This window comes from Shimia sp. (assembly GCF_965227725.1).
GTDB lineage: Bacteria > Pseudomonadota > Alphaproteobacteria > Rhodobacterales > Rhodobacteraceae > Shimia.
Genome location: NZ_CBDDGH010000003.1, coordinates 244,297 through 265,194 on the forward strand (window position 1 = coordinate 244,297; position 20,898 = coordinate 265,194).

Below are 20,898 nucleotides of genomic sequence, written 5' to 3' on the forward strand. Positions count from 1 at the left end.
CCTTGTTTTTATTTGTAGATACGACCGCGTGCGCGCTCGAGCTTGGCCAGGATCTTGTCCAGCTGATCTGGCTTCACCATGAACTCCTGGAAACCTTCCATGGAGACTTTGGCCATCTCTGCCGGGGCATCACGATCCCAGAACTGCGCCACACCACCGGTGGAGTTGGTGGACAGCATCTCAAAGCCCTGCTGCAGGAACTTGTCATCATCCACGGAGGAGGCAGCGTTCACAGGCAGCTGACCCAGGTTCTTGCCGTTGTTGATGATGGTCTGCTCTTCTGGCGAAGTGGCAAAGCGCAGGAACTCACGTGCCGCTTCTTTGTTCTTCGCGTTTGCAGGGATGTGGAAGGTGTCGGTTGGTGCATCTTCAGAGAGTGCAACGTCCGGGTTGATTTTCACAAACTGATAGAAGTCCAGCTGGTCATCAGACAGACCTGCTTCGCGCAGCGGAGCCACTGCGAAGTTACCCATCAGATAGGCCGCCGCCTCACCGTTCACCATGAACGGCAGCGCTTCCTGCCAGCTGTAGGTCTGGTGGTCAGCAATAAAGCCCCCCATGTCGATCAGCTCTTTCCAGTTCATGAAGGTCTGCTTCACGCGCTCGTCTTCCCAAGACACGTTGCCAGCCGCCAGATCCATGTGGAAATCAAAGCCGTTGGTGCGCATGTTCAGATAGTCAAACCAGCCGCCAGCGGTCCACAGGTACTTGGTGCCGATGGTGTAGCAGGCACGGCCGGAGTCTACGATCTTGGCGCAGTTGGCTTTCTCTTCGTCCCAGGTGGTTGGCTCAGACAGGCCCAGCTCGGCAAAGATGTCTTTGCGGTAGTAAACACCCCACTGATAGTAGGTGTAGGCCACGCCCCACTGCTTGTCGTCAATGGTCAGAGCGCCTTTGGTGGAAGCCAGACCTTCTGCGATGGCTGGCTCTGCATAGAGATCGGATACATCTTCAAACAGGCCCGCTTCTACGTAGGGGCGCATACGGTTGGCGGCATACCAGGTGGCAACATCCGGCGCATTTGCGGTCAGGAAGTTGCGGATCTGGGTCTTATAGGCTTCGCGATCGATCACAGTGGTTTCGATGTTCAGGTCCGGGTGCTTCTCACCGAAACGCGCAATCATCGCTTCCATTGTCGCGCGCGGCGCCGGGTTCGACGTGTCCAGGAAAATGGTCAGATCGCCGCTCAGCTCCGCGGAAGCCGGTACAGCAAACGCCGAAGCAACCGCGGCCGCGGCTGCAGTGGTTTTCATTTTGGAAAGCATTGTGTCCTCCCTGTGCTCCAAAATTATGTAAGTTTTGGTTTCATTATTTGAAACCTCGTTTTACATATTGAAAACTACACCCTGTTCGAGCTAGGTTGTCAACAGATTCCTGCGGATCCGCAGGAAAGCGGAGGAGCATAGAAGCGTCATGGCAGGCGACGGAACAGTCGGCAAAGCACTGGATGTGCTTGATCAAGTGGCCGCCTTTGAGCGGCCTGTGCGCTTTGGAGAGCTGCAGGAACAAAGCGCCTTCCCGAAGGCGACGCTCTATCGGTTTCTGCAAACCCTGACCAATCAGGGCATGCTGTCTTATGACAGCGAGCGGCAAACCTATACGCTTGGCATTCGTCTGGTGCGTCTGGCCCATGCCGCATGGACACAAAGCTCGCTTGCCCCCATCGCGCGCCCACATCTGGATGCGCTCTCACAAGCCACCGGTGAAACCGTGCACCTCGCGCAGCTGGACGCCTCGCAGGTGCTCTATGTGGACAAACGCAACGCGCGTGACCCGGTTGAGATGTACTCGCAAGCTGGCAAGGTTGGCCCCGCCTACTGCACCGGCGTTGGCAAAGCGATGATGGCCTTTCTGGACGAAGCCACTTTGGCTTCTGCGATAGCACAACAGAGCTTTCACCGCTTCACCCCCACCACCTTGGTGACAGGGGAAGACTTGCGCGCCGAGCTCGAAAACATCCGGGCGCGCGGCTACGGCTTTGACCGGGAAGAACATGAACCCGGCATCGTCTGTATCGCAGCGCCGGTTCTCACACCCAATGGCCGCATGCTGGGCGCTTTGTCCGTGACCGGCCCGACCAGCCGAACCTCACTTGATCAACTTGAAACCTGGGCGCCGCGCGTGATGGAAACCGCCGCTCAAATTGGCCGGGAAGCCCAGGCATGGCGTTTCCCCGAAACCAGACAACAAAAGGTAGCGACCACATGACAGGCGTAACTCTGCAAGGGGCCATCAAGAAATACGGCGAAACGCAGGTGATCCACGGCGTGGATCTGCAGATCGAAGATGGCGAATTCTGTGTGTTTGTTGGCCCGTCAGGCTGCGGCAAATCCACGCTGCTGCGCATGATCGCCGGTCTGGAGGAGACCACCGGCGGCACCATCAACATCGGGTCTCGCGATGTCACCCACATGGATCCGGCCAAGCGTGGCGTCGCCATGGTGTTTCAGACCTACGCGCTCTACCCGCATATGACCGTGGCCGAAAACATGGGCTTTGGCCTGCGCATGAACGGCGTGCCCAAGGCCGAGATTGAGGAGAAGGTGCAAAAGGCCTCCTCCATCCTCAAACTGGATCAATACCTCAAGCGAAAACCCAAAGCGCTCTCAGGTGGTCAGCGCCAGCGTGTCGCCATTGGCCGGGCGATTGTGCGCGGGCCGGAGGTCTTCTTGTTTGACGAACCGCTCTCCAACCTGGATGCGGAACTGCGTGTAGACATGCGCGTGGAAATCGCTCGCCTGCATCAGGAAATCGGCGCCACCATGATCTACGTGACCCACGATCAGGTCGAAGCCATGACCATGGCCGACAAGATCGTGGTGCTGCGTGATGGCCGTATCGAACAGGTCGGCGCGCCGCTGGATCTCTACCGCGATCCCGACAACCGCTTTGTGGCGGGCTTCATCGGCTCGCCTTCGATGAACTTCCTGGACTGTGATGTGGTGGACGGCACGCTGAGAAACCCGGCCTTCTCCGCGCCCATCCCCTCCCCCATCGCATTGCCGCAGAGCCAGACCAAAGTGACGCTTGGCATTCGCCCGGAGCATCTGCAACTGGATCACAGCGCCGACCAGCTCACCATCGAGCTCACTGAAGCGCTTGGTGGCGTGTCCTACTGCTATCTGGGCGGCATCGGCGACACCCGCCTGATTGTTGAGGAACGCGGCGATGATCGCAGCCCCGAGGGCGCAAAAGTCGGCCTCACAATCCCGGCTGAGCGCATCTACCTGTTTGACCCCGACACCGGCGCGCGCATCCGCTGAGTGACGGAACAAGAAACAAACAGACGCCCCGTTCTTTGAGCGGGGCGTCTGTCATTAGAGCTCAGCAAGCGCGCGGCACACCGCCTGCGCAGATACGTCGAGTGGATCACTGGAATCGATGCGGCAGATTGGTGTGTCCTGCGTCTCAATCCAGCGCTCATGCATCTCAATATTGCGGCCATGAAACGCCGGATCATCGTAACCTTTTGCCCATTCGATGAAATCCCGATGGATTTGGTACATGTCGCCGCCCTCTTTGATCCGGTTGCCAAAACGCTTGGATTCACGTGCGCGTAAACGCTGAATACGTATCTCCGTCGCTAGCGTTGTAAACACCAACAGATCAGCCTGCGCCATCAACGACTCGCCCCAGCCATTGCAGGATCCTGACAGCACCCAACCAGCATCCCCCATTGCTTCTCTCATCAGGCGCACCCGCTCCTGAGGCGGGTTCTTCACCGAAAAAGGCGGATCAACGGGCGCCCAATAATGATCATCCGCATCCACATGGACAAGCCCAGTGGCCTCCGCAACGCGCTGCGCCAGAGTGGTGGAGCCGCTACCGGAAGCGCCAAAAACATAAATCTTTGGCTGTTCGCCTGACTGCGTCATATTTGATGTGTCCCAATACTATTTTTGCGCTGCTTTAGCCGAAACAGGCCGATGCGAACGCCTTCCCTATCGGAACGTACAACTTAGGGGAACTCCGAAATCACCCAACCACCCGCATAAGCCAGCTGCCCAATCGCCATCCAGATGAATACGAGCTGAAACCCCAGGTTGGTGATTGCTTCGGCCACGACTTCCAAACGGCGCTTCCTCTCGTTGGTGCCCCCCGATCAACCGCCCGCCTTATAGTGCGCCAAAAACATTGCGACGCAATCATCCAAGGCATCCTTTGGCGCCGGAGTCTCGCCGAGGAAAAATTCCGGCCAGAAGAAGAAGTTTTTGACGAGCGCCAACAGCTGGTTGGTGGCAAAAACCGGATCCGCCTTACGCAGCACGCCCGCCTCCATGGCCTCTCCAATCAACCGCGTCATCGGATAGTCATGGGTTTCCGTCTCGGTGAAGAATTTCCGGGAACGCTCAAGATCGCGGATCAGCTCAGAAAGAACCATGCGGTTCAATCCGATGGCCGTCTCGTCTGTTATGACCGCGATATACCGCCACAAAGCATCCTTTAACTGCTCTACAAAATCGCCGCTTGGGTCGTAGGCCACCGGCTCCATGCTCTGGTTCTGCTCCAACATGATCGCCGAGATGGCTTCAAACAGCGCCTCTTTGCTCTCGAAGTGATTGTAGAGCGTGCGACTCGAAACCTGCGCTTTTTTGGCGATTGAGGTGGTCTTGGCCCCCAGAAACCCCTGCTCACGGAACTCATCGATCGCCGCATCGATAATATCTTTTCGTTTTTTTTCAGTGCGTTTCACGATTTTCGACCTCAAAAGTAAAATTATCTGTTTACAAGAGACACTCACCCCACCTAAGTAAACACAGCGATTTACTTTAGCAAGGTGAAACACGATCCTGGAAACCAGTGGACCACGACAATGACCAACCTCTCAAGACGCCACCTCATCCAAACCGCCTCGCTTGCTTCCCTGATGTCCTTCGCGGGCTGGGGCGCAGGCGCGAAACAGACATCCCTTCCCATCAACGCAGGAGCTTCTGATATGTCCTTCAAACCCGGAACAAACCCCGTCACTTTCAAATCCTTCGGCCTTGATCTCGTGGGCGATCTGTATTTGCCCGAAGACTTCGATCCGGCCAAGACCTACAAGGCCATTGTCGGTGCCAGCCCCTTCCCGCAGGTCAAGGACCAGATCCCAGCGACCTACGGCCCTGAAATGGCCGCGCGCGGCTTTATCTATCTTGGTTTCGACTACATGGGCATGGGCTCCTCTCCCGCGCTTCCCGGCGAACATATGAAATCGCGCTACATGTTCCGCCTGATCGAGAACACATGGGACGCCGTGTCCTATCTTGGCACCCTGCCGTTTGTTGACGAAATCTACGGTCTGGGCGTGTGCCAGGGGGGCTCTATCATCGCCTCTGCCGCTGTGACCGACCACCGCATCAAGAAAATCGCTCTCGTCTCCGGCATGATGGCGGCGGATGCATTTCAGTGGACCGACCGTGGCATGACCAACCAAATGATTGCTGCTGCAAATGCGTCGATGCAGACAATGTATGAAACTGGCGAGCCGGTCTACGTTGATACCTTCGGACTAGATGATGAAATTTCACGTGAAGACTTCGTCAAAGCTGCGCCGTTCCCATCAATGGCTGAAGCGAGCTATGACTACTACGGCCGCACAGGTGCCAAAGGACCGGAAGCGGTTCCGAATTTTTCGAACATGCATATCGCCGATCAAAGCATGCAGTCATTGTTCTCCCTCGCCGAAGCCTATGCGGATAAAATCGTGCAGCCCACCCTGACAATATACAGCAGCACGGCCTTCACCGCTCCTTGCTCCACCCAGTTTGTGGAGAAGCTGACCAACGACCACAAAGAGCTGGCCTTTGACGAATTCGGACACGTGGATTTCTACTACAAACCAGAGGCCGTCAAAGCCTCGACCGATGCCGTTGCGGAATTCTTCAACGCCTAAAATGAGTGGTGGAGGTCATCGCAATATGATCTCCACTTTCTCCTGCACTTAAGCTGACATTGGTAGGCGAACGGCGACCATGGCTGTTGACTCCCCCCAACGAGGCTCGGCACGCCGCCACAGGCATCAATCCGCGATCACCCAGTCATCCGCATAAGCCAGCTCTCCGATCGCCATCCAGGACATGCGCACACGCGCCACACGGCTGTCGCCCCAGGTGCGGAATACGAGCTGAAATCCAAGGTTGGTAATCTCCTCCGCCACCACTTCGGATCGGATGTTCGGGCCGCTGTCCATATCCCACAGCGACAATGACACATGCACCGCCGGCGGCACGCGGTACCTGGAGCGAAACTTGACCAGTTTGCGCCGCTCCCGTGGCCCATCCCCGGTCCACATCTGTCCATTTTCTTCAAAGTCGGAGAAGAGGGCCACATCCCCCTGATCCACCCCGACATAGCTATTTCGTATCCGTTTCATCGCCATCTGTGTGCAAGCCAATAAAGGCAGCATCAAGCCAAAATATGGTTACGAAAACGCAAAAGGCCCCGCCGTGGTGGCGAGGCCTCATGTTGGTCATGTCCCGGTTGGGATCAGACCATATCTTCCATGAGCTGTTCCAGATCGGAGAGGAATTTCTCCGCACCGTCTTTGTGCTCTTCACCGGCTTCGGCTGCGGCCTTGCGGGCGTCTGCGATGACGTCCTCAAGATCTGCCTTGGTCACGGTGTCACCGCTATGTGCGTGTTCCGCGATCACCGAGATCGACTCTGCAGAGATTTCCGCGAAGCCGCGGGTCACCACAAAATCCTTCTCACCATCCGCCGTCTGAACCCGCACCACACCTGGGCGCAGCGAGGTCAGCAAAGGCGCATGGCCTGGCATTGCGGTGAGGTCACCATCAGCGCCAGGGATCTGCACGGCGGTCGCCTGGAGCGAAGCAAGGCTCCGCTCAGGGCTGACCAGATCAAATTGCAGTTCGTTTGCCATGTCGGGCCTCCTTAGGCCGCTTCAGCAGCCATCTTCTCGGCTTTTGCGATCACTTCCTCGATGCCGCCAACCATGTAGAAGGCGCCTTCAGGCAGGTGGTCGTATTCGCCAGCCACAACAGCTTTGAACGAAGCAATGGTGTCTTCCAGAGGCACCTGAACACCGTCAGAACCGGTGAAGACCTTCGCAACGTCGAACGGCTGGGAGAGGAAACGCTGGATCTTACGCGCACGCGCAACGGTCAGCTTATCTTCTTCAGACAGTTCGTCCATGCCGAGGATCGCGATGATGTCCTGCAGCGACTTGTAGCGCTGGAGAATACCCTGAACCTCAAAGGCCACGTTGTAGTGCTCTTCACCCACAACAGATGGGTCCATCAGGCGCGAGCTGGAGTCCAGCGGGTCCACAGCCGGGTAGATACCCAGTTCGGAAATCGCACGGGACAGAACGGTTGTCGCGTCCAAGTGAGCAAAGGTTGTCGCTGGTGCCGGGTCGGTAAGGTCGTCCGCTGGAACATACACAGCCTGGATCGAGGTGATCGAGCCGGACTTTGTAGAGGTAATACGTTCCTGCATCGCACCCATGTCGGTGGCCAGTGTTGGCTGGTAGCCCACAGCAGAAGGAATACGGCCCAGAAGCGCGGACACCTCGGAACCCGCTTGGGTAAAGCGGAAGATGTTGTCCACGAAGAACAGAACGTCGGTACCGGATTGGTCACGGAACTGTTCCGCCAGGGTCAGACCGGTCAGCGCAACACGGGCACGCGCACCGGGAGGCTCGTTCATCTGGCCGTAAACCAGAGCAACCTGAGAGTCTTCGAGGTTGTCAGGCTTAATCACGTTGGATTCGATCATCTCGTGATAGAGGTCGTTCCCTTCACGGGTACGCTCACCAACACCTGCGAACACCGAGTAACCGGAGTGCACTTTTGCGATGTTGTTGATCAGTTCCATGATCAGAACGGTTTTGCCCACGCCGGCGCCGCCGAACAGACCAATCTTACCACCTTTGGAGTAAGGTGCGAGAAGGTCGATCACCTTGATGCCGGTGACGAGGATTTCGGACTCGGTTGCCTGCTCAGCGAACTCAGGTGCTGGCTGGTGGATGGCGCGAGTTTCTTTCGCTTCCACTGGGCCGCCTTCGTCAACCGGCTCACCGATCACGTTCAGAATACGACCGAGGGTCGCGTTGCCAACCGGGATCGAGATCGGAGCGCCAGTGTCTTCCACTGCTGCGCCGCGAACCAGACCTTCGGTTGCGTCCATTGCGATGGTACGAACGGTGTTTTCACCAAGGTGCTGGGCAACTTCCAGAACCAGTTTCTTACCGTTGTTTTCGGTGTTCAGTGCGTTCAGGATCTCCGGCAGAGTGTCGTCGAACTGCACGTCGACAACAGCGCCGATGACCTGAGTCACCTTACCTTTTGCGTTTGCCATGTTTCGTCTCCGGTTCTTAGAGCGCTTCCGCGCCCGAGATGATTTCAATAAGCTCGTTGGTGATCACAGCCTGACGTGAGCGGTTAAACTCGATGGTCAGCTTGTCGATCATGTCGCCTGCGTTGCGGGTTGCGTTGTCCATTGCAGACATCCGCGCACCCTGCTCAGAGGCACCGTTTTCCAGCAGTGCAGAGAAAATCTGCGTAGCCACGCCGCGCGGCAGCAGGTCAGCCAGAATGGCCTCTTCGCTGGGCTCGTAGTCATACAGAGTTGCTTCGCCACCTTCCTCAGCCTCAAATGCGGCCGGGATGATCTGCTGTGCGGTCGGGATCTGGCTCACGACGTTCACGAACTTCGAGTAGAAGATCGTTGCGACATCAAATTCGCCCGCGTCAAAGCGCACGAGAATGTCACGGGCAATGCCCTGAGCGTCGTCGTAACCCACGCGTTTCACCTCGGTGAGGTCCACGTGGCCTACAAAGTCATCACCCAATTCGCGTTTGATCGCGTCACGGCCCTTCTTGCCGACGGTCAGAACCTTGACGGTTTTGCCTTCAGCTTTCAGTTCCGCAGCTTTCGCACGCGCCAACTTAGCAATGTTTGCGTTGAAGCCACCGCAGAGGCCGCGTTCAGCGGTCATCACCACCAGAAGGTGGGTCTGATCGCTGCCGGTCCCTGCAAGCAGCTTAGGTGCAGAGTCAGAGCCGCCAACCGAGGCCGCGAGCCCGGCCAGAACGGCGTTAAACCGTTCTGTATAGGGGCGCGACTGCTCAGCAGCTTCCTGCGCGCGGCGAAGTTTCGCCGCGGCAACCATCTGCATGGCTTTTGTGATCTTCCGAGTGTTTTTCACACTCTCGATCCGGTTTTTTAGGTCCTTCAGACTAGGCATTGTCCGAACCCCTTATGAAAAGTCAGCGGCGAACGCGTCCAGAACGGCTTTCACTTTGTCAGCGGCCTCGCCTTTGATCTTCGGATCTTCGTCGGTGATCCACTGAAGCAGGTCGGCGTGCTTGCTGCGCAGGAAGGTCAGCAGAGCTTCTTCAAAGCGGCCAACTTCGGATACGTCCACTTTGTCGAGGTAGCCGTTCACACCCGCGAAGATCACACAGACGATTTCTGCGTTGGTCAGCGGGGAGTACTGAGGCTGCTTCATCAGTTCGGTCAAACGTGCACCACGGTTCAGCAGCTGCTGGGTTGCGGCGTCAAGGTCGGAACCAAACTGAGCGAAGGCTGCCATCTCACGGTACTGCGCGAGGGACAGTTTCACCGGACCCGCAACGGAAGACATCGCGGAAGTCTGCGCGGAGGAACCCACACGGGAAACCGACAGACCGGTGTTCACAGCAGGACGGATACCCTGATAGAACAGCTCGGTTTCAAGGAAGATCTGACCGTCGGTGATGGAGATCACGTTGGTCGGAATAAACGCGGAAACGTCGCCACCTTGGGTTTCGATGATCGGCAGCGCGGTCAGCGAGCCTGCACCGAAGTCTTCGTTCAGCTTCGCGGAACGCTCAAGCAGACGGGAGTGGAGGTAGAAAACGTCACCAGGATACGCTTCACGGCCGGGCGGACGACGCAGCAGCAGGGACATCTGACGATACGCCACAGCCTGCTTGGACAGGTCATCATAGATGATCAGCGCGTGCTTGCCGTTGTCACGGAAGTACTCGGCCATCGCGGTTGCGGCGTAAGGTGCCAGGAACTGCATCGGTGCCGGGTCGGACGCGGTTGCGGCCACAACGATGGAGTATTCAATCGCGCCGGTTTCTTCCAGCTTCTTCACCAGCTGAGCAACAGTGGAGCGCTTCTGGCCAACCGCAACGTATACGCAGTACAGCTTCTTGCTCTCATCGTCGCCTGCGGCGTCGTTGTAGGATTTCTGGTTCAGGATCGCGTCCAGGGCAACGGCGGTTTTACCGGTCTGACGGTCACCAATGATCAGCTCACGCTGGCCACGGCCGATTGGGATCATCGCGTCAACGGACTTCAGGCCGGTCGCCATTGGTTCGTGAACGGATTTACGCGGGATGATGCCCGGCGCTTTAACGTCTGCAACACCACGTGTGTCAGAGTCGATCGGACCTTTGCCGTCCAGCGGGTTGCCCAGACCGTCAACAACACGGCCCAGCAGGCCTTTGCCGGTTGGAACGTCCACGATGGAGTTGGTGCGCTTAACAGTGTCACCTTCTTTGATGTCACGGTCAGAACCGAAGATCACGACACCCACGTTGTCGTTTTCCAGGTTCAGCGCCATGCCCTGAATACCACCTGGGAATTCAACCATCTCACCGGCTTGAACGTTGTCCAGGCCGTAGACGCGCGCAATACCGTCGCCGACGGAAAGCACACGGCCGACTTCGGCCACTTCGGCCTCTTGGCCAAAGTTTTTGATCTGCTCCTTAAGGATCGCAGAGATTTCGGCTGCTTGGATACCCATTATCCGACCTCTTTCATTGCATTCTGTAGGGATGCGAGCTTGGAGCGGATCGAGGTATCGATCATCTTCGAGCCCACTTTAACGACAAGACCGCCGACGAGAGACGCGTCAACGGTCGCATTAATCTTGACATCTTTGCCCACGCGCGCGGCCAGGGTCTTGGCCAGCTTTTCGCTCTGGGTTTTGGTCAATGCCTTGGCGCTGGTGACCTCTGCAGTCACTTCGCCTTTGTGCTCCGCAAGCATCGCTTGCAGGTGCTCAATAAGCTGCGGCAGCACAAACAGGCGACGTTTCTGCGCCATCAGGCCCAGCACGTTCACCAGTACATCTTGTACACCGATTTTTTGGGCAACGGCCGTGATGGCTGCACCTTGTTCATCGCGGCTGATCAAAGGCGAATTGATCAGATCACGCAGCTCTGCGCTGTCGGCGACTGCCGCGCTCAGGCCTTCGAGGCTGCTTTCCAATTCGCTCAGCGCATTGTTCTCTTGTGCGATCTCAAAGACCGCGGCGGCATAGCGTTCTGCAATGCCGGAGGAGATCGAAGCTGGTTCGGACACGTCCACCCTTCCGCTTGCTGGCCTCACCTCTCGCATACAATTGTATGCAAAAAACGAGGGCGTTTATGGCCCCGGGACTAACGAGGCGTTAAAATCCGTCGCGGGTGTAGCAGAGGGACGCTCGCCTAGCAACAAGTTTGCACGGCAATACGGAGGTCAGAAAATCGGCCTCCAAAGCCATCAAACCATCCGTTGTCAAGACACGGGGGCAAGCGGCTGTAAACATATCCTATGGACCTGTTTTATAGGCGAAACCCAAAAGATTTCCTAATATTGCCGCTGACCAGAAGTTGCGCTGCGTCACAAAGTGCGACAATTCGGCACGCCCGGCGCAGCGCGGTTCCAGTCGCCTGCGGCATGTATCAACGAAATTTCAATCTACTACGCGCTCAATACTTCCTCGGCGGACGGAGTCCGATTCTAAATTTCTGAGGTAGTCATGGGACCGCTTGTAATTCTCTCTCTGCTGGGCATCGGCGCAGCAACCGCCGTTGTGGATGTGATGGGGTCCTCAAACGACGACCAAGATGGGACCACTCCGCCGGAAAAGGGTGATCAGCCCGATGAGGACACCTCCTCCAACCTGATTGAAGAAACTCCCGACAGCTCCGGTGACACCCCCACCGAGCCTGATACCGCCGCCCCGACTTTCGAAGACGCGATCATGGGCACCGATGACGGCGATAGCCTGATTGCCCGCGGCAGCGACAACATTATGGCGGGCGATGGCGAGGATACATTGATCTCCTGGGGCTCGGGCGAAGTTCACGGCGAAGACGGCAACGACGCCTTCAAGATCGGCGGCTCCGTGCAGGGCTTTGGCGGGGACGGCGAAGACTACATGCACATCTCACAGGCCGCCCGCGGCTATGGCGGCGACGGGGATGACACCTTCTTTCTGAAAGCCTCCCAGTCGGCAGAGGGCGATGCAGCCCACGCCGATGGCGGCGATGGCGACGACACATTCCTGATGCGGCCCCTGTCCGGCTTCCCGGAAGACACGCTTGCCCATGTGCTGACCGGCGGTGCCGGTGCCGATGTCTACGCATTGGATGTGGACGCGGCCACGGCCATTCGCGATGGCGAGGACGGCGAAGACCTCATCGTGGCGCGGATCACCGATTTTGACACCGAAGAGGACATGCTTCTGGTCGACATCGGCGCCAGCGCCAATATGCCCGACCTCGCGCAGATCCCGACGCCGGAGATCACGACCACCACAGATCCGGATGGCGCCTTTACGGATGTGCACATCAGCTGGCAAAACCCGCTGAACCCCGACAATGTCGAAACCCGCACTGTGCGACTTGAAGGCGTCACCGATTTCTCTGCGGAGGATGTAGAGCTCACCAGCGTCTTTGACCCTGACAGCGGCTATTTCAAAGACGAGACCAATGGGGCCAGCGCCCATCGCATGTTTGCCCTCAACCATCTGACCGGCACCGCCTCCGATGACACGCTGACCGCCGAGGAAAACAGCCTGATCGCGCTGAAAGAAGGCAACGATACGCTGACACTTGTGGGCGGCAGCCACCTCGCGCATGGCGGTGAAGGCGATGACACAATCACTGTGACCGAGGCTAGCGACGGACCAGTGCACCTCTTTGGCGGTGAAGGCGACGATGTGATCACCGCTGATCTGGTGAAAAACAACGACACCGCGCTCTTTGGCGGGGATGGGGATGACCACATCACCTTTGGCCTAGGACACTATGTGGATGGCAACGCGGGTGATGACACGCTGGTGCTCAATGTGATGCCTGATGCCTTTGATCAGGGTCCCGCAGTTTTGCGCACCCTCACAGGCAATCATCTGACAATCAACATCCCGCCCGAGCTGCAGGGCGAGGTCGACATCGTCAACCACACCTACGGCAACGGCTTTGAAGTGGCCTATTCCGAGATCTACGTGGGCGATGTGGCGGTGCTCAAACTGCTTGAGGAAGATTTTGAAAGCGGTGTCGGTATCGCCGATGACGATCCGCGCATCACCATCCTGCGCAACGTGGCCTAGGGTCTGTTGACATTCAGCGCGCGCTCCGGCGCGAGACGAATTTTGCTCATAGCGCGTTATTTTGGTTCGAAAAGGGGCCACCTTTACATCACCAAATTGCCTTGCGCTGGTGGATTTTGGTCTCAAACCGGGGGTGTGCGGTGAATGTCATCAGACCCTAGGCTGGTGCCACTTCCGGGCTGGGCGCCAGAACGCCCAGTTGCCGCGTGACCCGTGTGCGCACCCCGGGCCCGCTTGGAGCCTGAACCCGTTTGCTGGCCTCCACAATCAGCACGCCCCCCGCCATCACCGGCGACACCGTCTTGCCAAAGCTCTCCAGTAGGTTGCCGGTCTTGCGCCAGAAACGTTTGTGGCTTGGCGGCTGATACAGCGTCGCGCGGTGCCGCTCCGGCATAAACCCGTGCTGCTTCAGCAAGCCTTCCAGCTGCGCCGTAGAATAAGGGCGGCCAAAGCCAAAAGGTGTCTTATCGCTGCGCGACCACATGCCGGAACGGTGCGGCACAATGAACACCGCGCGCCCGCCCGGCCCCAGCACGCGACTGGCCTCCGCCAACACATCTCCGGGCCGCTCGCTGGTTTCAAGCCCGTGCATGATCACCAGCTTGTCCGCATGTCCCGTCGCAATCGGCCAAAGCGTCTCTTCACAGAGCGTCGCAACATTCGCCATCCCCGCAGGCCAGGGCATCACCCCCTGCGGCCCCGGCATCAGGCCAACAACGCGCCGCGCCTCTGCCAGATAGGGCCGCAACAACGGCACCGCAAAACCAAACCCAACGACCGTTTGCCCCTTCGCCTCAGGCCAAAGCTCCAGCAATTCGTCACGCACAGCCTTTTGGGCCGCACGCCCCAAAGTGCTGCGGTAATAGAAATTGCGTAGGTCCTGCACATCAAGATGCATTGCGCCTGGCTCTCTGATCGGCAAATCTAGTGCTAACATAACCATGCAGAGGCGGATTTCCATGCCCCATCAGATCGTGACCATTCCCTGCCTGTCAGACAACTACGCCTTTCTGGTGCATGACGAGGCCAGCGGAGCCACTGCACTGGTCGATGCGCCCGAACCCGGCCCGATTCTCGCAGCCCTTTCCGAGCGCAACTGGCAGCTCAGCCATGTGCTTTTGACCCATCACCATTGGGATCATATCGACGGTCTCGCCGCTATTCTTGCGGAACATCCCGCCAAGGTGATTGGTGCCAGCGCCGACGCCCACCGCCTGCCCACGCTGGATCTCGCACTGGCAGAGGGCGACAGCTTTGATTTTGCGGGTGAAGAAGTCGTGGTGCTTGATGTGTCAGGCCACACCGTGGGCCACATCGCCTTTCACTTCCCCGACACTCAGGCCGTCTTCACCGGCGACAGTCTGATGGCCATGGGCTGCGGCCGTCTTTTTGAAGGCACACCAGCGCAGATGTTTAAAAGCCTCAGCAAGCTCGCCGCCCTTCCTGACACCACAACCGTCTGCTCAGGTCACGAATACACCGCCTCCAACTGCGCCTTTGCCGCCTCTCTGGGCGAGGACAATCCGGCTCTGACCGCGCGGATCCTTGAGGTGGATGCCTTGCGCGCGGAGGGGAAATTCACCGTGCCCTCCAGCCTCGGGCAGGAAAAGGCCACGAATCCCTTCCTGCGCGGGGACGATCCGGCCCTTCAGGCCGCCATCGGCATGCCGGATGCCACGGCTGAGGAGGTCTTCACCGAAATTCGCAAGCGCAAAGATCATTTTTGATCGGCTTTGCCAAATCATACAGGTCGGCGTTGCGCAAAGCCATGGCGCCGCCTCAAATCCAGCCTTTACTGGCCGTTTTGCAGCCCATTCCTTCAGCGTTTCACAACAGAGTGACCCAACCTTAGGCTGCATCCTGCGACAATCTGTGTCAAATTTTACAGAAAGTCCTTGAAGACCGCCGACAATCGACCAAACTTTAACAGTACAGACCCTATGATGATACGCGGAGGTTCCGCCTTCATCTAACCTCGGAGGGAGCAGTCACACCGTGCCGTCATTTTCAAACACGCTCGAACAAGCCATTCATGCCGCACTTGCACAGGCCAACCAGCGCAAACATGAGTTTGCCACGCTGGAGCATTTGCTCCTGTCGTTGCTGGAAGAGCCAGATGCCCTGCGCGTGATGCAGGCCTGCGGCGTGAACATCGACGAATTGCGCAGCGACCTGATCGAATTCATTGACGATGACCTGTCCAATCTGGTCACCGACATCGAAGGCAGCGAGGCGGTCCCGACCGCCGCATTCCAACGCGTTATCCAGCGCGCCGCGATCCATGTCCAAAGCTCAGGCCGCACCGAAGTCACCGGTGCCAATGTGCTGGTGGCGATCTTTGCGGAGCGTGAATCCAACGCCGCTTACTTCCTGCAGGAGCAGGACATGACCCGCTATGACGCGGTCAACTTCATCGCCCATGGCGTGGCCAAGAACCCCGCCTTTGGCGAGGCGCGTCCGGTTTCTGGCGCCGAAGATGAGAGCGAACAGCGCATCGAAGGCACCGCAGAGGGCGGCGAAGGCAAAGAAAGCGCGCTGGCCAAATACTGCGTCGACCTGAACGCCAAAGCGAACAAAGGCGACGTTGACCCTCTGATCGGCCGCGATCATGAGGTCGAGCGCTGCATTCAGGTGCTGTGCCGCCGCCGCAAGAACAACCCGCTTCTGGTGGGCGATCCGGGCGTCGGCAAAACCGCCATCGCCGAAGGTCTCGCGCGCAAAATCGTGCAGGGCGAAATCCCAGAGGTTCTCTCCCAGACCACGATCTACTCCCTTGATATGGGCGCCCTTCTCGCCGGCACCCGCTACCGCGGTGACTTTGAGGAACGCCTCAAGGCCGTGGTGACCGAGCTCGAAGATCACCCCGATGCCGTTCTCTTCATCGACGAAATCCACACCGTGATCGGTGCCGGTGCCACCTCCGGCGGCGCAATGGATGCCTCCAACCTGCTGAAGCCTGCGCTTCAGGGTGGCAAACTGCGCACCATGGGCTCCACCACCTATAAAGAGTTCCGTCAGCACTTTGAGAAAGACCGTGCCCTGTCCCGTCGTTTCCAGAAAATCGACGTGAACGAGCCAACCGTGCCGGACAGCATCAAGATCCTCAAAGGCCTCAAGGAGTATTTTGAGGAGCATCACGGTGTGAAATACACCGCCGATGCGATCAAAACCGCTGTGGAACTTTCTGCGCGCTACATCAATGACCGCAAACTGCCGGACAAAGCCATCGACGTGATTGACGAGGCCGGTGCCGCGCAGCATCTGCTGGCCGCCTCCAAACGCCGCAAGACCATCGGCGTGAAAGAGATCGAGGGCGTGGTCGCCAAAATCGCGCGCATCCCGCCGAAAAACGTTTCCAAAGACGACGCCGAAGTGCTCAAGGATCTGGAAAAATCCCTCAAGCGCGTGGTGTTTGGTCAGGACAAAGCCATCGAGGCGCTCAGCTCCGCCATCAAACTGGCCCGTGCCGGTCTGCGCGAGCCTGAAAAGCCCATCGGCAACTACCTCTTCGCCGGTCCGACCGGTGTCGGTAAAACCGAGGTCGCCAAACAGCTGGCAGACACGCTGGGTGTGGAACTTCTGCGCTTTGACATGTCTGAGTACATGGAGAAACACGCGGTCTCCCGCCTGATCGGCGCGCCTCCGGGCTATGTCGGCTTTGATCAGGGCGGTCTTCTGACCGATGGCGTGGATCAGCACCCGCATTGCGTGCTGCTGCTTGATGAGATCGAAAAGGCCCACCCCGATGTCTACAACATCCTGTTGCAGGTGATGGACAACGGCGAGCTGACCGATCACAACGGCCGCACCGTGAGCTTCCGCAACGTGGTTCTGATCATGACCTCCAACGCGGGTGCCACCGAGCAGGCGAAGGCCGCTATCGGCTTTGGCCGCGACCGTCGCGAGGGCGAAGACACCGCTGCGATCGAGCGCACGTTCACTCCGGAATTCCGCAACCGTCTGGACGCGGTGATCTCCTTCCAGCCGCTGCCGAAAGAGACCATCCTGCAGGTTGTCGAGAAATTCGTGCTGCAGCTTGAGGCCCAGCTGATGGACCGCAACGTGACCATCGAGCTCACACCTAAGGCCGCGCAGTGGCTGGCGGATAAGGGTTATGACGACAAGATGGGCGCCCGCCCGCTTGGCCGCGTGATCCAGGAGCACATCAAAAAGCCGCTCGCCGAAGAGCTGCTCTTTGGCAAGCTTGCCAAAGGCGGCGTGGTCAAGGTCAAGGTCAGAGACGGCGAGCTGGTGCTCGATCTGTCCGGCCCGGACAAGCCGCGCATCACTGGCGACAAACAGCCGCCGCTGCTGACGGCGGACTGATGCGCCTCACTGGCATCGCACTTCTTGGCGCGCTCGCAGCTTTCCCCGCTGCGGGCGCGCCATTGTTTTCGCTGCCTGTCGACTGTGAGCTGGGCGAAACCTGCTTCATTCAGAACTATGTCGATCAGGACAGCTCGGGCGGCACACGGGATCACACTTGCGGCGGGCTGACTTATGACGGGCACAAAGGCACGGATTTTGCTCTCCCCACATCCAAGGCCATGGCTGAAGGGGTCAATGTGCTCGCCGCTGCGGGCGGGGTGGTTCTGGGCGTGCGCGACGGCATGCGCGATCAGATCATCCGCACCGAAGACATTCCCAAACTCAACGGGCGCGACTGCGGCAATGGGGTTGCGATTGACCACGGCGACGGCTGGGTCACCCAATATTGCCATATGAAGCGCAACACCGTCAGCGTCGCCACCGGAGATCAGGTCAAACGCGGCCAGCCCTTAGGCGAGATCGGTCTGTCCGGGCGCACACAGTTTCCGCATCTGCACATCTCTGTGCGCCACAATGATCAGGTGGTTGATCCCTTCTCCGCCGACACCCTCGGCACCTGCGGCGGCGCACACAGCTCCCTCTGGGCAGAGCCTATTTCCTATGTGGCGGGCGGTTTGATCCGCATCGGATTTGAGGTTGGCATTCCGGAATATGACCGGGTCAAGGACGGCATGGCCGGGCGCGAGCGCATCCCTGCCCAGGCCAAGGCGCTGGTGCTGTTTGGGCACGCTTTTGGCAGCCGTCCGGGCGATCAGATGTCCTTTACGATCAATGGCCCGCAAGGCGCTGTCTACACGCAGACCATGCTGCTGGACCGCGCACAGGCACAGTATTTCCGCGCTGGCGGGCGCCGCACACCGCAAGGCGGCTGGCCCAAAGGCACCTACACAGGTGAGGTTCTGCTCAAGCGGGACGGCGCCATTCTTGATCAGTCAACGACGATCCTGACGATAGAATGAGATCGCTGCCCCGCATGTAGGGAGCAGCAAATGATCAAACAGCTCCTTTGGAACCACTTATTTCTCTGTGAATTTCAGCTCGATCCGCCGGTTGCGCGCCCGTGCCTCCTCAGAGTCCGCCGGATCCACCGGCTGATACTGACCAAAGCCATTGGCCGACAGGCGCGTGGGCGGCAGGCCCAGCACATCAATCAGATAGCGCACCACAGACAGCGCCCGCGCTTGGCTCAGCTCCCAGTTATCGGCAAAAACGCCACCGGAAATCGGCACATCATCGGTGTGGCCATCCACCCGCAGGATCCAGTTGATCTCTGCCGGAATGTCATCCACCACGCCCTGCAGAATGCCCGCCACCTTGGCGACCTCACTCTGTCCTTCCGGTGACAGCTGCGCACCACCCGGCGGGAACAGCACTTCTGAAGAGAACACAAAGCGGTCACCGACAATCTGCACGCCTTCCTGCGCGCCAAGCACATTGCGCAAACGCCCAAAGAACTCAGAGCGATACTGCGCCAGATCCCGCGTCTCCGCCGCCAGCGCAGCGGCCTCGGCCTCAAGCGCCAGCTTCTCTTCTTCCAGCCGCTTGCGCTCCGCCTCTTCCAACTGCCGCCGTCTGCGCTCCTCTGCGGCGGCCCGCGCCAGAGCCGCGTTGAGATCAGAGCCAAGCGCCTCAAGCTGGACCTGCGCCGCCGCATCCCGCTCTGCATATTCATCCAGAATGCCCTGCAGCGATCCCAACTGTGCGCGCAACGCGGCAATCTGCTGATTAAGCACTGCGATCTGGCGTTGGCTCTCCGCCGATCTGGCCTCTTCTTCTGACAACGCTTTGTTGGCCTCTGACAGCAACACATCCCGGCGTTCCGCCTCGCTCAACGCGTCGGCCTGCGCCGCTTCCGCCGCCCGCTGGGCCGCCAGTGCCGCCGCAAGGGCCTGTTGCACATCATCACCGTCGCGCAGCTGCTGCTCTGCGGAAAGCTTCGCCGCCAGAGCCGCCGCAAGCCGCTCACGCAGATCATTGCCGCTGTCCTGCGCCTGTACCTGCGCGGCCACCGCCGCTGCCAGTTGATCTTCAAGCGTGGCAACCCGCGCGGTCAGACCGTCCACCTGCGCAGAAGAGGCAGCACCTTCGGTCTCCGCAGCCAGTTTTGCGGCCAGCGCCTCGGCCAATTGGGCCTCAAGCGTCGCCAGATCGTCAGAGCGTTCAGAAACCTGCGCTTCCGCGGTGGCGCGCGCGGCCACTTCCTGCACCAGTTGCGCCTGCAAATCACTCACGGTGCGCCGGTTCTCTTCAAGCCCCAGCAATGTCGCTGCCAATTCCGCTTTCACCGAAGCCAGCTGACCATCGCGTGTGTCCAGCTCCGTCTGAAGCTTTGCCAGTTGCAGCGCGGCCTCCGCCAGATCAGAGCCCACGTCCTGCCCCTCCACCAGCGCCGCGGCCAGTTTCAGGTCCAGATCGTCCCGCGCAGCCTCCGCCGCGGCCAAAAGCGTTAGCGTGTCCTCAGCCTCTTTGCGCTGCTCTTCCAGCGCCAGCGTCATGGCGGTCAGCTCCGCATCGGCGTTCTCCAACCGCTTGCGCAGCTCTTCCGCCGCCGCTGCCTCAAGCAAACGCTGCTGTTCCTGCTCGGTGAGTGCGCGGTCCAGTTGGTCCGCCTCAGCGCCCAGCTCATCAATCTGCAACTGCCCCTCGGCCACATCTTCGCGCAGGCTCGCAATCAGCGCTTCCATCGCCTCTGCTTCCGCCGCCGCCAAACGGGCTGCCTCCGCGCCTGCATCAATTTCATCCCGCGCCGCCGCCAGCGCAAGATTGAGCGCCGCGCGTTCATCAATCAGCGCATCGCGTGCCACTTCCAGCGCGGCCACATTGGCCTGTGCGTCATCGCGCTGCGCCAGCAGTGTCGCCACCTGCGCTTCAAAGCTTGTGATCTGGGCCCGCGCACGTTCCAGCGCTGCGCCTTGGGCATCCCGCGTTGCCGTCAAAGCCGCGATCAGCGCTTCCTGCTCGCGCAGTTGGCTGTCCCGATCCGTCAACGTCGCCGTCAAACCGCTCAGCTCGCCTTCCAAATCGCGCGTGCGCGTCCGCTCCAGCCCCAGCGCATCCGCCAGCGCCGCCACCTCGCCCTGAAGCGCATCAAGCTCGCTTTCCTGTCCGGTGATGGTCTCACTCAGCACAAACTGCACGATCATGAAAATCGTCAGCACAAACATCAGCACCAGCAAAAGCCCGGTCATCGCATCCACGAAACCGGGCCAGATCGAGCCTTGAAACCGTTGTCCTGTGCGCCGCGAGAGGGCCATA

The 20,898-nt window shown here is 59.1% G+C and carries 18 protein-coding genes; 7 read left to right on the forward strand and 11 right to left on the reverse strand.

Going from position 1 to position 20,898, the window contains the following annotated elements; translation table 11 throughout:
• Window positions 1-8: 8 nt before the first annotated feature.
• Window positions 9-1,265, reverse strand: coding sequence for an ABC transporter substrate-binding protein (locus ACO07T_RS06905; RefSeq protein WP_209064347.1), 1,257 nt, complete (start codon window positions 1,263-1,265; stop codon window positions 9-11).
• Between the two features lie 148 nt (window positions 1,266-1,413).
• Between ACO07T_RS06905 and ACO07T_RS06910 the strand changes: the two genes are divergently transcribed.
• Complete coding sequence (locus ACO07T_RS06910) at window positions 1,414-2,208, forward strand: IclR family transcriptional regulator (RefSeq protein ID WP_209064345.1); 795 nt, start codon at window positions 1,414-1,416, stop codon at window positions 2,206-2,208.
• Window positions 2,205-3,263 (forward strand): ABC transporter ATP-binding protein, encoded by a 1,059-nt coding sequence (locus ACO07T_RS06915; protein WP_422048791.1) that lies wholly within the window; start codon window positions 2,205-2,207, stop codon window positions 3,261-3,263. The genes ACO07T_RS06910 and ACO07T_RS06915 overlap by 4 nt, the downstream gene beginning before the upstream one ends.
• Window positions 3,264-3,317: 54 nt before the next feature.
• Here ACO07T_RS06915 and ACO07T_RS06920 read toward each other — a convergent pair whose 3' ends face one another.
• On the reverse strand, window positions 3,318-3,875 hold the full coding sequence (locus tag ACO07T_RS06920; RefSeq protein ID WP_422048792.1) for an adenylate kinase: 558 nt from the start codon (window positions 3,873-3,875) through the stop codon (window positions 3,318-3,320).
• A 227-nt stretch (window positions 3,876-4,102) separates the two neighbouring features.
• Complete coding sequence (locus ACO07T_RS06925) at window positions 4,103-4,693, reverse strand: TetR/AcrR family transcriptional regulator (protein ID WP_422048793.1); 591 nt, start codon at window positions 4,691-4,693, stop codon at window positions 4,103-4,105.
• A gap of 120 nt (window positions 4,694-4,813) precedes the next feature.
• On the opposite strand from ACO07T_RS06925, the gene ACO07T_RS06930 reads away from it, so the two are divergent.
• On the forward strand, window positions 4,814-5,875 hold the full coding sequence (locus tag ACO07T_RS06930) for an alpha/beta hydrolase (RefSeq protein ID WP_422048794.1): 1,062 nt from the start codon (window positions 4,814-4,816) through the stop codon (window positions 5,873-5,875).
• Window positions 5,876-6,001: 126 nt separating this feature from the next.
• Here the strand turns inward: ACO07T_RS06930 and ACO07T_RS06935 are convergent, their stop codons facing one another.
• The 6 genes from ACO07T_RS06935 to ACO07T_RS06960 form a co-directional block, all read right to left on the reverse strand.
• Window positions 6,002-6,355: an H-type lectin domain-containing protein gene (locus ACO07T_RS06935; RefSeq protein WP_422048795.1), complete on the reverse strand. Its 354-nt coding sequence runs from the start codon at window positions 6,353-6,355 to the stop codon at window positions 6,002-6,004.
• A gap of 113 nt (window positions 6,356-6,468) precedes the next feature.
• Window positions 6,469-6,864, reverse strand: coding sequence for a F0F1 ATP synthase subunit epsilon (locus tag ACO07T_RS06940; RefSeq protein ID WP_209064335.1), 396 nt, complete (start codon window positions 6,862-6,864; stop codon window positions 6,469-6,471).
• 11 nt (window positions 6,865-6,875) lie between these two features.
• The gene (gene atpD, locus ACO07T_RS06945) at window positions 6,876-8,300 is read right to left on the reverse strand and encodes a F0F1 ATP synthase subunit beta (protein WP_209064333.1); all 1,425 of its coding nucleotides are present in this window, start codon (window positions 8,298-8,300) and stop codon (window positions 6,876-6,878) included.
• Window positions 8,301-8,316: 16 nt separating this feature from the next.
• Window positions 8,317-9,189, reverse strand: a complete 873-nt coding sequence (locus ACO07T_RS06950) for a F0F1 ATP synthase subunit gamma (protein WP_209079565.1) — start codon at window positions 9,187-9,189, stop codon at window positions 8,317-8,319.
• Between the two features lie 12 nt (window positions 9,190-9,201).
• Entirely contained in the window at window positions 9,202-10,740 is a 1,539-nt protein-coding gene (gene atpA / locus ACO07T_RS06955) for a F0F1 ATP synthase subunit alpha (RefSeq protein ID WP_209064330.1), read from the reverse strand.
• Window positions 10,740-11,300, reverse strand: coding sequence for a F0F1 ATP synthase subunit delta (locus ACO07T_RS06960; RefSeq protein ID WP_209079564.1), 561 nt, complete (start codon window positions 11,298-11,300; stop codon window positions 10,740-10,742). Before ACO07T_RS06960 ends, atpA begins: the two co-directional genes overlap by 1 nt.
• A 439-nt stretch (window positions 11,301-11,739) precedes the next feature.
• On the opposite strand from ACO07T_RS06960, the gene ACO07T_RS06965 reads away from it, so the two are divergent.
• Window positions 11,740-13,314 (forward strand): hypothetical protein, encoded by a 1,575-nt coding sequence (locus ACO07T_RS06965; protein ID WP_422048796.1) that lies wholly within the window; start codon window positions 11,740-11,742, stop codon window positions 13,312-13,314.
• Window positions 13,315-13,471: 157 nt separating this feature from the next.
• On the opposite strand, the gene ACO07T_RS06970 is transcribed toward ACO07T_RS06965, so the two are convergent.
• Entirely contained in the window at window positions 13,472-14,212 is a 741-nt protein-coding gene (locus ACO07T_RS06970; protein ID WP_209087618.1) for a class I SAM-dependent methyltransferase, read from the reverse strand.
• 61 nt (window positions 14,213-14,273) lie between these two features.
• On the opposite strand from ACO07T_RS06970, the gene gloB reads away from it, so the two are divergent.
• From gloB to ACO07T_RS06985, 3 genes are all read left to right on the forward strand, one after another.
• Window positions 14,274-15,041, forward strand: coding sequence for a hydroxyacylglutathione hydrolase (gloB, locus tag ACO07T_RS06975; protein ID WP_422048797.1), 768 nt, complete (start codon window positions 14,274-14,276; stop codon window positions 15,039-15,041).
• Window positions 15,042-15,309: 268 nt separating this feature from the next.
• Window positions 15,310-17,640 (forward strand): ATP-dependent Clp protease ATP-binding subunit ClpA, encoded by a 2,331-nt coding sequence (gene clpA / locus ACO07T_RS06980; protein ID WP_209064318.1) that lies wholly within the window; start codon window positions 15,310-15,312, stop codon window positions 17,638-17,640.
• The gene (locus ACO07T_RS06985) at window positions 17,640-18,602 is read left to right on the forward strand and encodes a M23 family metallopeptidase (RefSeq protein WP_422048798.1); all 963 of its coding nucleotides are present in this window, start codon (window positions 17,640-17,642) and stop codon (window positions 18,600-18,602) included. The genes clpA and ACO07T_RS06985 overlap by 1 nt, the downstream gene beginning before the upstream one ends.
• A gap of 57 nt (window positions 18,603-18,659) precedes the next feature.
• Here ACO07T_RS06985 and ACO07T_RS06990 read toward each other — a convergent pair whose 3' ends face one another.
• A complete protein-coding gene (locus tag ACO07T_RS06990) occupies window positions 18,660-20,897 on the reverse strand; it encodes a peptidoglycan -binding protein (protein ID WP_422048799.1) in 2,238 nt (745 codons plus the stop codon).
• Window position 20,898: the final 1 nt, after the last annotated feature.